Origin of the sequence: Inquilinus sp. NPDC058860 (assembly GCF_042743185.1) — a bacterium.
Classification (GTDB): domain Bacteria; phylum Pseudomonadota; class Alphaproteobacteria; order DSM-16000; family Inquilinaceae; genus Inquilinus.
In genome coordinates this window covers 1-9,688 of the sequence record NZ_JBHYMS010000110.1, presented here as the reverse complement: position 1 = coordinate 9,688, position 9,688 = coordinate 1, and the positions used below count along the sequence as shown (strand labels likewise).

At 67.7% G+C, this 9,688-nt stretch carries 12 protein-coding genes; 7 read left to right on the top strand and 5 right to left on the bottom strand.

Features of this window, described 5'->3' with window-relative positions; genetic code table 11:
• Positions 1-80: 80 nt before the first annotated feature.
• On the bottom strand, positions 81-764 hold the full coding sequence (locus ACFW16_RS35575; protein ID WP_380313840.1) for a FadR/GntR family transcriptional regulator: 684 nt from the start codon (positions 762-764) through the stop codon (positions 81-83).
• A gap of 205 nt (positions 765-969) precedes the next feature.
• Here ACFW16_RS35575 and ACFW16_RS35570 point away from each other — a divergent pair, with 205 nt between their 5' ends.
• Positions 970-1,389 carry a hypothetical protein gene (locus ACFW16_RS35570; RefSeq protein ID WP_380313839.1) on the top strand — a complete coding sequence of 140 codons (420 nt, stop codon included), beginning with the start codon at positions 970-972 and terminating at the stop codon, positions 1,387-1,389.
• Between the two features lie 221 nt (positions 1,390-1,610).
• Here ACFW16_RS35570 and ACFW16_RS35565 read toward each other — a convergent pair whose 3' ends face one another.
• A complete protein-coding gene (locus ACFW16_RS35565; protein ID WP_380313838.1) occupies positions 1,611-2,252 on the bottom strand; it encodes a hypothetical protein in 642 nt (213 codons plus the stop codon).
• Positions 2,253-2,408: 156 nt separating this feature from the next.
• On the opposite strand from ACFW16_RS35565, the gene ACFW16_RS35560 reads away from it, so the two are divergent.
• Both ACFW16_RS35560 and ACFW16_RS35555 read left to right on the top strand, forming a co-directional pair.
• Entirely contained in the window at positions 2,409-3,086 is a 678-nt protein-coding gene (locus ACFW16_RS35560; protein ID WP_380313837.1) for a LuxR C-terminal-related transcriptional regulator, read from the top strand.
• Positions 3,087-3,190: 104 nt separating this feature from the next.
• On the top strand, positions 3,191-3,760 hold the full coding sequence (locus tag ACFW16_RS35555) for a hypothetical protein (RefSeq protein ID WP_380313836.1): 570 nt from the start codon (positions 3,191-3,193) through the stop codon (positions 3,758-3,760).
• Positions 3,761-3,785: 25 nt separating this feature from the next.
• On the opposite strand, the gene ACFW16_RS35550 is transcribed toward ACFW16_RS35555, so the two are convergent.
• From ACFW16_RS35550 to ACFW16_RS35540, 3 genes are all read right to left on the bottom strand, one after another.
• Positions 3,786-4,721, bottom strand: a complete 936-nt coding sequence (locus tag ACFW16_RS35550; RefSeq protein WP_380313835.1) for a M10 family metallopeptidase C-terminal domain-containing protein — start codon at positions 4,719-4,721, stop codon at positions 3,786-3,788.
• Between the two features lie 90 nt (positions 4,722-4,811).
• Positions 4,812-5,204: an ester cyclase gene (locus ACFW16_RS35545; RefSeq protein WP_380313834.1), complete on the bottom strand. Its 393-nt coding sequence runs from the start codon at positions 5,202-5,204 to the stop codon at positions 4,812-4,814.
• 11 nt (positions 5,205-5,215) lie between these two features.
• Positions 5,216-5,629, bottom strand: coding sequence for a VOC family protein (locus tag ACFW16_RS35540; protein ID WP_380313833.1), 414 nt, complete (start codon positions 5,627-5,629; stop codon positions 5,216-5,218).
• A 143-nt stretch (positions 5,630-5,772) separates the two neighbouring features.
• On the opposite strand from ACFW16_RS35540, the gene ACFW16_RS35535 reads away from it, so the two are divergent.
• The 4 genes from ACFW16_RS35535 to glpX all read left to right on the top strand — a co-directional run bounded on the left by ACFW16_RS35535 (position 5,773) and on the right by glpX (position 9,630).
• Positions 5,773-6,540 carry a class I SAM-dependent methyltransferase gene (locus ACFW16_RS35535; RefSeq protein ID WP_380313832.1) on the top strand — a complete coding sequence of 256 codons (768 nt, stop codon included), beginning with the start codon at positions 5,773-5,775 and terminating at the stop codon, positions 6,538-6,540.
• Positions 6,537-6,962 (top strand): hypothetical protein, encoded by a 426-nt coding sequence (locus ACFW16_RS35530; RefSeq protein WP_380313831.1) that lies wholly within the window; start codon positions 6,537-6,539, stop codon positions 6,960-6,962. Before ACFW16_RS35535 ends, ACFW16_RS35530 begins: the two co-directional genes overlap by 4 nt.
• Before the next feature lie 75 nt (positions 6,963-7,037).
• Positions 7,038-8,441 (top strand): hypothetical protein, encoded by a 1,404-nt coding sequence (locus ACFW16_RS35525; RefSeq protein WP_380313830.1) that lies wholly within the window; start codon positions 7,038-7,040, stop codon positions 8,439-8,441.
• Positions 8,442-8,634: 193 nt separating this feature from the next.
• Positions 8,635-9,630: a class II fructose-bisphosphatase gene (glpX, locus tag ACFW16_RS35520; RefSeq protein WP_380313829.1), complete on the top strand. Its 996-nt coding sequence runs from the start codon at positions 8,635-8,637 to the stop codon at positions 9,628-9,630.
• Positions 9,631-9,688: the final 58 nt, after the last annotated feature.

The window sequence follows — 9,688 nt, the reverse complement described above, 5'->3', positions numbered from 1 at the left end:
CAGACCCCTCCCCCTGCCCCCCTCCCGCAAGGGGAGGGGGGACTAAGAAAGGACAAGTGAAAGGAGGAACGGCCAAGGCCCTACCCTCCGTCCAGGTCCGCGACGATGTCGAAATGGGCGGCCATCAGGGCGCGGGCGCGGTCCGGGTCGCGGGCGCGAACCGCCTCGGCCAGCTCGATATGGCAGCGCAGGGCGCGCTGGGTGGTGGCGAGGTCGCGTTTCAGCTTGGCGTTGCGCATGGTCTCCCGCGTCGAGGCCTCGAGCGCCTCGAGCAGATGGGCCAGCAGGCGCTGGCCGGCGATCGCGGCGAGGCGGCGGTGGAACAGGAGGTCGGCCTCGACCCAGGGGTCGATGGTGCGGATCTCCGACGCCATCTGCTCGACCGCCTCGATCAGCCCGGCGACATCCTCGGCGTCGGCGCGGGCGGCGGCCAGGCCGGCGACCTCGATCTCGACCGCCCGGCGCAGGGCGGAGAACTCGGCCGGGGCGATGCCGTAGGCGCGGGCCAGGGTGGCGAAGAGATCGGCGACGGCGCCGCCCGACAGCGGCTGCACCACGGTCTGCCGGCCGTGGCGGATGGCGACCACGCCCTGCACCGCGAGGCGCGCCATGGCCTCGCGCACCACCGGCTTGGACACGGCGAAGCGCTCGGCCAGCGCCGCCTCGGGCGCCAGCGGCTCGCCCGGGTTCAGCCGGCCGGCGGCGATGTCGTCGAGCAGGCCGTCGACGACCGAGGCGGCGAGGCGGTCGAGGCTGCGCCCCATCTCAGCCCGCCCGTCCTGGTCCGCTGCGCCGCATGCCGCCTCCCCCGATCGTGATCATTGCCGTCGAGCATACACCGGCCGCGCCCGGCTTGGACCAAAGGACAACGGACCCATTGCGCGCGGACCGCCATACTCACCCGAACGGGCGGGTCCCCCGGGCGCCGTCGCGCGCCGCCGGCCCGCCGCACATGGGAGGGAACCTGAGATGCGTGCACCGACGATCGCGGCGGCCCTGCTGCTGGCGCTCGGCCTGGCCGGTCCTGCCGTGGCCCAGTCCGGGCTGACCACCCGCGCCACCAATCTGGAGCCGCTGAAGCTGTCCTCCGGCGTGCCCTTCCCGGAAAAGCCCTACGAGCTGGAGGCCGGCAAGTACTATCGCTGGACGATCGAGGCCGACGGCACCGCCGAGCTGGCGATCGCGGCGCCGGAGTTCTTCCGCAACATCTGGATCAACGAGGTGGTGATCAACAAGATCGAGGTGCGGCCGCTGGGCCTCGATTCGATCGAGTTCGACGACGAGGGCAAGGCCACCATCTCCTTCGTGCCGATCCGCCCCGGCACCTTCACCTTCCACGCCCCGGGCACCGAGGCCGAAGGCATGCGCGGGACGTTCGTGGTCAAGTAGACAGTCCCTCTCGCAGCTTTCATTCGCGCCATTCGCGCGCGGACGCGCGCAGCCCCTCCCCCTGCCCCGTCCCGCAGGGGGAGGGGGAGAGTGGATGGCTGGGCGGGCTGGTGATGGCTTCGCAGGTTGGGTTCGCGGTGAGCGAACCCAACAGGGGCACGGTGGCGGGGTGTCGGGTTCGCCATGCGAACCCAACCTACGCGGTCGCGCCACGCCGGCGCTCAGCTGCTGTCCGGTTTCGGGAGAGCCGGCACGGGCCGGCCGGTGTCGGGCTCATCCGATGGACGGCGCCAGTCGTGCTCGGGCCGGGCGGCCACGGGAACGGCAGGGCGGTCGGGCGGGAGATCCGGCATCTCCACGGCGGCGGCGCCGTCCCAGTCCCGCGGCAGCAAGGCGGCGTCGCGCCGCTCCTCCGCCTCTTCGCCCGGCTCGAGCTCGTCCTCCAGGCACTCGCTCTCGGTCAGGGATTCGCGCGGTTCCGGCCGGGGCTCGCCGTCCTCGGGATCGGCAGCCGGCGCGGCCTCGGCCGGTGCGGATTCGGCCGGCGCGGCTTCGGCCGCCGCCTCCGCCGGCGTGGGCTCCGGCGCCGCCTTCCCGGCCTTGCGATCCTGGTGGTTCTCGCGGACCCGCTGGCTCATCGCGATCGACAGCCGCACCGAGCGGGCCAGGCGCACCTGCGCCAGCGCGAAATCCGGCCTGTTCGGCACAATCGGCGTCGCCAACTGCTCCGTCGCCGTCATCCGGGCCGTGCGGAGGTGGATCTCGACCAGCTCGGCCAGCGAGCCCAGCGCCCATCGCGTCCAGGCCAGGTCCCTGTCGGCCGGCCCGTCCTCCACTCCGCGATCCTCAGGCGCCATGTCCATGGAACGTATCATGAACGCGAGTCGCCGGTTAAGGCAATAGCCCGTTTGCCCGCGCCGCCGCGCCGCTTTGCCCGGCGTCTTGGTCGCAAGGACGACGGACAGAGCGGGGCCGGACGCGATAGCATCCGGCGGAACCCTCGACACCGTTCGTACCGGATGACCAGGACCCTGTCCGACCTGACCCCCGCCCTGGGCGGAGCCGAGGCGAACCCGATCCGCATCGGCTTCGCCGACAAGAACCCGCTGGTGCTGCGCGGGCTGCAGTCGCTGTTCGGCGAGGACCGGCGGTTCGAGCTGGTGGTCTCGGCCAGCGACGGCGAGCGCTTCCTCGACGCCGTGGGGCGGTTCGAGCTCGATGTCGGCATCATCGGCTGGGTGATGGCCAATGGCGACGGCCGCGCCGTGCTGGAGGGCCTGCGGGACCGCGGGAACGCGCCCGCCAGGGGGGCTTCCCCCCGCATCGTCGTCTACACCGGCGCCGACCTGGCCGTCGCGCGCCTGGCGATGCAGCTGGGCGCCGCCGGCTTCCTGTCCAAGTCCGAGCCGCCGGAGCGCCTGCTGGACGTGGTGGCCGAGGTGGCGCGCGGCCGGATGATGTTCCCCTTCCTCGACCTCGGCCGGGCGGCGGCGGACGACCCGCTGGCCTGCCTGACCGGGCGCGAGCGCGAGCTCCTGGAGCGGCTGGCCGAGGGCTTGAGCAACGAGGGGCTGGCCCGCCGCTTCGGCCTGTCGCCGAACACGGTCAAGTTCCACCTGCGCAACCTGTACGAGAAGCTGGGCGCCGCCAACCGGGCCCAGGCGGTGGCGGTGCTGCTGGGGCGGGACCGGACCTGATTTTCCGCCCGGCGTCCTACGAACGTAGGACGACGCGGGCCGGCGGCGCGTGGTTCCCTGCGGTCGGAAGGGCTTCCCCCCGAACGGCTTCCGAGACGCCAGCCATGCAGATGCTCGACGCCAGAGACCCGATCCGCCTCGCCGCCCCGCCGGCCGGTGCCGACGACCATGTCCTGCAGGCCGAGCTGCAGCCGGCGCTGCGCAGCACCGTCCCGGGGCCCGAGCCCTTCAACGCGCTGGTGCTGGTGCGCGGCACCCTGCCCGCCGGCGCGATGGAGACCGGCGGCACCTTCGCCGTGCCGACCAATTTCACGCTGGCCGGCTTCGACCCGGCGGATCCGCCGCCCTTCAAGCATTCCTCGACCGCGGCGCTGCGCCGGCCCGGGGCGCCGGACGCCGAGATCGAGGCCATCGACCACGGCTTCTTCGACGATGCCGGCCGCTGGGTGCTGCTGGTGCGCGGCGAGAGCCTGCGCCGGCGCGGCGCGGTCGAGCTGACCAGCTGGGTGATGTGCCGCGAGCCGGCGGCGGGCGAGGCCGACGGGCGCCTGGGATTCCGCAGCTATCCGTCCTACGTGCCGCCGCGGCCGCCGCAGCCGGCGGATGCCTGGGACCGGGCCGTCGCCCGCCTGTTCCCCCGCCGCCCGGACGCCGGGGCCCACGCGCCGGCGTGAGGCGGAGGCCCTCGATCCCCCGGCCTCAGAGCAGCACGTCCTCGGCCGTGATCCGGGTCAGCTGCTGGAAGGCCGGCGGCTCGAGCACCACCGCCATGTCGGCCTCCCTGTCGCCGTCGGCGTCGGCGGAGACGACCAGCCCGTCGCCCTGGCGCTGGTAGCGCAGCTCGCCGGCCGTGCCGCTGAAGGCGGCGTCGCCGATGAAGGCGAAGGCCTGGTTGCCCGGCGCCGTCTGGTCGGCGTCGATCCGCGACACGTCGAGGATGTCGCGGACGCTGAAATCCATGACCACGTCCTCGCGCCCCGGCAGGCTTTCCACCAGCCGGTCGATGCGGATGGTGTCGACCCCGTTGGCCGTGTGGATGCGGTCCGCGCCCAGCCCGCCGACGAAGGTGTCGTTGCCGGAGCCGGGCTCGATCTCGTCGTAGCTCCTGAACTCGTCGTCGCCGCCGCGCCCGGACAGCAGGTCGTCGCCGAAGGCCGTCTCGATCAGATTGGGCTCGTCGTTGCCGACGAGGATGTCGTTCCCGGGCGTGTCGGTCAGGTTCTCGATGTCGCGCAGGTCGTACTGGTACATCAGGCCGGAATGCTCGGACCGCACCGCCGCCCGGCCTTCGGCCAGGGTGATGAAGGCGCCGTCGCCGCTGCCGGCGAGGCGGAAGGTGTCGGACCCAGCGCCGCCGTCGATCAGGTTGCCGGCGCCGAGGCCCGACACGGAGAAGTCGTCGTCTCCGCCCCCGCCATACAGGCGGTTGTCGCCGCCGGTGAACTGGACGTTGTCCTGGATCTCGCCGCCATGGACCGTGTCTCCGCCGTCCTCCAGATGGATCGACGTCCATCTCGCGGTTGTCGTCCGGACCTCGATCACATCCGTGCCGGTATAGGCGTTGACGGAATAGGACTCGTCATTGCCCTCGACGATGATGCGGTCGTTGCCGGGGGTGCCTTCGATCGTCGCCATGCCTGCCTCCGTGGTGTCGGCTTCGCCGCTGCGATGATAGGAAGGCAGTCAGTATATGCGATACTCGATCCTAGAAAACCCGCGACGGATCTATCCTTCGCCCCGGAGCTGCGCTTCGATCACCGCCTTGTCGATCACCGACCAGACCTGGACGATCCTGCCGCCGCGGAATTCGTAGAACACGTTCTCGCTGAAGGAGACCGTGCGGCCGTTCACGTCGAGGCCGAGGAACCGGCCCTTGGGCGAGCAGGTGAAGTCCAGCCGGGCGGCGACCAGGGGCGGGTCGCAGGCCAGGAGCCCGATGGCGAAGCGCAGGTCCGGGATCTCGCGGAAATCCTGCTCCAGCATGGCGCGGTAGCCGGCCAGGCCGAAGGGCCGGCCGTTGTGGCGCGCCGCCTCGTCGACGAAGTCGCCCAGCCGCGCCCAGTCCTGCCGGTTCAGGCAGTCGATATAGGCGCGGTAGCGGGTGGCGAGGCCGGTCATGGCGAGGACTCCTATGCTGCCGGCAGCTTCGCGACCAGCTGGATGTGGTTGCCCTCGGGGTCGGCCAGCCAGGCGGCGCGCAGCGTGCCGATGAAATCGTGCGGCGGCGAGACCAGTCGCGCGCCGCGGGCGACCAGGGCGGCGGCGGCCGCGTCGACATCCTCGGTCCACAGCGCGATCTCGCCGCGCGGCGGGCCTGCGGGCTCGGAGGCCAGAGGCAGGCCGTGCATCGCCTTCGCCGCCGCGATCGAGGCGAAGCCGAGGACGAAGGCGCCGAGCCGCAGCTCGACATGCACCGGCGGGCCGTCGCGCGGCGTGCGGAAGGTCTCGGCGAAGCCGAACGCCTCGCGGTAGAAGGCGGCGAGGCCTTCCACGTCGCGGACATAGAGATTGACCATCGCGTCCCGGGCGGGGATGGGGGGCATGGCGGTGACCTCGGCAGTGGAAGCTGGAGATATAGCACGGGCGCCCCGGCGATGCCGCGGTCCCGGCGGCATCGATCGAAGCCGCCGTGGCGCCGGGCGCCGCGATCGCGCAAGATCGCCATGGGACCGCCGGGGGCCGCGCGATGGCGAACACGTTCTCGATGAACTCCTATCTCGGGCAGAAGATCCTCTCCCTGGTCCGGGACGGGGACTACGCCCATGCCGGCGAGGAGGAGGCCATCGAGCTGGCCATGGCCGGAATCGGCAAGGATGCGGGCCGCCTGATCCTGGACGCCGGCTGCGGCCGGGGCGGGACGGCCGACTACCTGCACCGGAACGGCTGGGGGCGCGTCACCGGCATCGACGTGCAGGCGGAGTCGGTGGAGGCCGCGCGGCAGGCCTATCCGGGCTGCCGCTTCCTGGTCTGCGACGTCGTCGACGCCGACCGCTGCGTCGGCGAGGCCCCGGACCTGATCTGCCTGTTCAACGCCTATTACTGCTTCCGGGACCAGGAAGGGGCGCTGCGGGCCCTCGCCCGGGCCGCCGGGCCGGGTGCCCGCATGATCCTGTTCGACCATGTCGACCGCGGCGGCTATCAGGACGCGCCGCTGCTGGATGCCGGCGAGCCCTTCCTGCGCAACCCGCCGCGCCTGGCCGGGCTGCCGGAGCGGCTGGCCGAGGCCGGGTGGCGGGCGACGGGGACGCGGGAGATCCACGACGCCTATATCGGCTGGTACACGAGCCTGGCCGGCAAGATCGAGCGGGCGCAAGACCGGATCGTCGAGATCGCCGGCCGGCCGGGATACGACCATGTCCATGCGCTGTACCGCGGGCTTCTGGACGCGGCGCTGGACGGCAGGCTGGGGGCGGCGATCGTCACGGCGGTGCGGGCGGACGGATCGTCGCCATGATCGACGGGCTGGACCTGGAGGACCTGCCGGACCGGTCGGTGACGCTGCTGCAGTCGGGCAAGGCCTCGGTCAAGCCGCTGTCGCAGAGCCGGGTGCTGGAACTGCACCGCGACACCATCTGCTCGGCCGCGGTGCGGGCGGCGGCGGAATGCCTGGCCGCCCTGCCGATCGACACAGTCGAGGTGGTGATGCCGGCCGACCTGCTGGACCGCGGCTCGGGCCATATCGGCGTCACGCCGGTGCTCTATCTCCGGGCGACGGCCCAGGCGCTGGGGATGGTGAACCTCCCGCTGACCGATCCGCCGCCCTGGTCGAGCGCCTGGGCGGCCATTTCGACTGGAGCAGGAGGGAAGGGTTCTGGGCGATCAGCCTTGAGGACTTCGATGTGCCGGCGTATGAATCTGAGGAAAAGTGATCGATAAATGCAGCGAGCTTGCCAGCCAGCACCTCTTGCATGACCGAGTTTGTGCATTCAGTGAACGGATAGAGAGATAAAGATGCTATCATTTTCCACTGAATTTCCTTTGGACAATTCGCATTCCAGCGCGGAATTCATTGAATGCATAAAGACATGGATTTTCGAATCGCCACACACAAAATTTTCTCAATCCGACTTTGACTCTCTTCCCATCGAAGGCGGATGGTCTATTCAGAAAGATAACCAAGGAATCAATTCACTAGCATCCTCCTTTGATACGGAAGAATCTGTTGCAGTCCAGCATGTTACGATTGAAAATGATCTTGAGTGGTCGACAACAATCGTATTTTCTCGACAGACTTCCGATACATGGGTCGGCGTCAGGATTTCCTGTCAATCCAAGCACCCGTCAATTGCAGTTCCTGTAGCAAAGAAACCTGTTATTGTCAAAAATCTCTTAGATAAACTTGGCGAGGCTTATGATGGAGAATTTCAAGTACGACAAAGTCCTCACTTTTTAACCAACAATGATATCTCTCTTGCCTCTAGAGCTATATCGGGACAGGCGGGCTGCCACTTGCCTGTTGTGTATATAAGCATTGGATTCTCTGGAGGCTATATTGTCGATCCAGGATCTCTAGCTCAAAAATTGGCTGGCATGGCTCATATTTTAGTTGAACCAAATCGACCATTTTCTCGCCGCCTACAGATTGAGGTTGCAGCCGATAATGTCTACGGCGGAACGGTCGGAATTTATTGGCCCGACGGTAGCGGAGACATCGTCCTCTTTACCGAAAAGGAATTCAAGAGAAAGCACGAGATAAGAGACGCAATTTTTGATGAAATAAGAATGGCACTCCTTAATCGAAGAGCTTTGTTTAGATGCACATGGCCATCAACACAAGGAATATACTACAAATCTATTTATAATAGCCTCAAAAATTCTGGATCAGAAGAACTAAATCAATATATAGACGCATTCGATGGCGACATGAAATCGATGAATGACCAGTTAGCAAGCTGCGAAAAAGAGATACATCGCCTTCAAAGAGAGCTGAAAAAGCATCAAAGTCAGATTATGTCAACCAATGGAATTTTTTTAAAAACGCAAAAAGAGTACGACTTGCATGACGGCGAAATCATGAGCACGATTATAACTGCTCTGTCAGAAGCACAGCATGCGTATCTTCCCGAAAGCCGGAAGCATCACATTTTACAAGATGTAATAGACAATAATGGAGCAAAAAATATCAGCAAAGAAATGAAAGAAAATATTAAAAGTATATTGCGAGACTACAAAGAGATGACGCGACAGAAACGAAGTGAACTGGAAAACCTAGGATTCGAAATAGAGGACGATGGAAAACACTATAAAATTGTATATAATGGAGACGCTAGATACACGTTCATTCTATCAAAAACCGGAAGCGACCATCGCTCAGGGCTCAATTGCGCCAGCGATATATCGAAAATACTATTTTAGGCAGCTCGTTCTGCCGCTAAGTTGTCCCACCCATCCGGGTAGCTCCCACCCCACCCGTAAGATCGCGCCGGCCCACCCGGGCGGGCGTTCCGGTCCGCTGCCCTCTCCCCGATCCTGACCGTCCTGGGGAGCGCCAGACTCCCCGCCCTGCACCCGGCCCCGGCCGGAGTGCGGATATCGGGTGGAGATGCGCATGACCGGTGCCGCCATCGCCGAGGACGGTTTCATCTACGCGCTGCGCCGCGTGACCGAGGCGGCCGCCCGCGCCGCCTTCGACTGGATCGGACGCGGCCGCAAGGATGAGGGCGACGCCGCCGCGGTGGACGCCATGCGCACCGTCCTGAACCATCTCGACATCGACGGCCGCATCGTCATCGGCGAGGGCGAGAAGGACGAGGCGCCGCAGCTGTACAAGGGCGAGCGGCTGGGACGCTGGGCCGAGAGGGGCGGCGGCCTGGCGGTCGACATCGCGGTCGACCCCGTGGACGGCACCAGCCACCTGGCCAACGGCCAGACCAACGCGCTGGCCGCCGTCGCCATGACGCCGCAGGGCGCCATGTTCGACCCCGGCCCCGCCTTCTACATGGAGAAGTTCGCCGGTCCGCCGGCGGTGAAGGGCCGGATCGACCCGCTGGCCCCGACCCGCGACAAGCTGCGGGTGCTGGCCGAGGCGCTGGGCAAGCCCGTCTCCGAGCTGTCGATCTATGTGCTGGAGAAGCCGCGCCACCGCCGGCTGGTAGAGGAGATCCACGCCGCCGGCGCCCGCGTCGCCCTGTACCCCGCCGGCGACGTGGCCGGCGCCATCGTCGCCGCCATGCCGGGCGGCGGGGTGGATGCGCTGATGGGCACCGGCGGCACGCCCGAAGGGGTGCTGGCGGCCTGCGCCATCCGGGCGCTGGGGGGAGAGTTCCTGGGCCGCATCGACCCGCAGCTGGAGCATGAGCGCGCCGCCGTGGCCCGGGCCGGCATCGACACCCGCCGCTGGTGGGGGGTGGAGGAGCTGGTGCGCAGCGACAAGGTGTGGTTCGCCGCCACCGGCATCACCACGGGGCTCCTGTTCGAGGGCGTGTCGCGGCGCGGCCAGAGCACCCGCACCCAGTCGCTGATGCTGACCGCGCCGGACCGGCGGTGGCAGGTGCTGACGACGTATGTCGAGGTACCGGGCGCGCCCCAGGAGGCGGGGCGGTGAGCGCTCCGGACCTGCCGGGGCCTGAGCGAGCGGAGGCACCCCCCTCCCCCTACCCCCG

Coding starts and splice junctions, on each gene's coding strand:
- ACFW16_RS35575 (WP_380313840.1), bottom strand. CDS start 764: ATGGGGCGCAGCCTCGACCGCCTCGCCGCCTCGGTCGTCGACGGCCTG.
- ACFW16_RS35570 (WP_380313839.1), top strand. CDS start 970: ATGCGTGCACCGACGATCGCGGCGGCCCTGCTGCTGGCGCTCGGCCTG.
- ACFW16_RS35565 (WP_380313838.1), bottom strand. CDS start 2,252: ATGGACATGGCGCCTGAGGATCGCGGAGTGGAGGACGGGCCGGCCGAC.
- ACFW16_RS35560 (WP_380313837.1), top strand. CDS start 2,409: ATGACCAGGACCCTGTCCGACCTGACCCCCGCCCTGGGCGGAGCCGAG.
- ACFW16_RS35555 (WP_380313836.1), top strand. CDS start 3,191: ATGCAGATGCTCGACGCCAGAGACCCGATCCGCCTCGCCGCCCCGCCG.
- ACFW16_RS35550 (WP_380313835.1), bottom strand. CDS start 4,721: ATGGCGACGATCGAAGGCACCCCCGGCAACGACCGCATCATCGTCGAG.
- ACFW16_RS35545 (WP_380313834.1), bottom strand. CDS start 5,204: ATGACCGGCCTCGCCACCCGCTACCGCGCCTATATCGACTGCCTGAAC.
- ACFW16_RS35540 (WP_380313833.1), bottom strand. CDS start 5,629: ATGCCCCCCATCCCCGCCCGGGACGCGATGGTCAATCTCTATGTCCGC.
- ACFW16_RS35535 (WP_380313832.1), top strand. CDS start 5,773: ATGGCGAACACGTTCTCGATGAACTCCTATCTCGGGCAGAAGATCCTC.
- ACFW16_RS35530 (WP_380313831.1), top strand. CDS start 6,537: ATGATCGACGGGCTGGACCTGGAGGACCTGCCGGACCGGTCGGTGACG.
- ACFW16_RS35525 (WP_380313830.1), top strand. CDS start 7,038: ATGCTATCATTTTCCACTGAATTTCCTTTGGACAATTCGCATTCCAGC.
- glpX (WP_380313829.1), top strand. CDS start 8,635: ATGACCGGTGCCGCCATCGCCGAGGACGGTTTCATCTACGCGCTGCGC.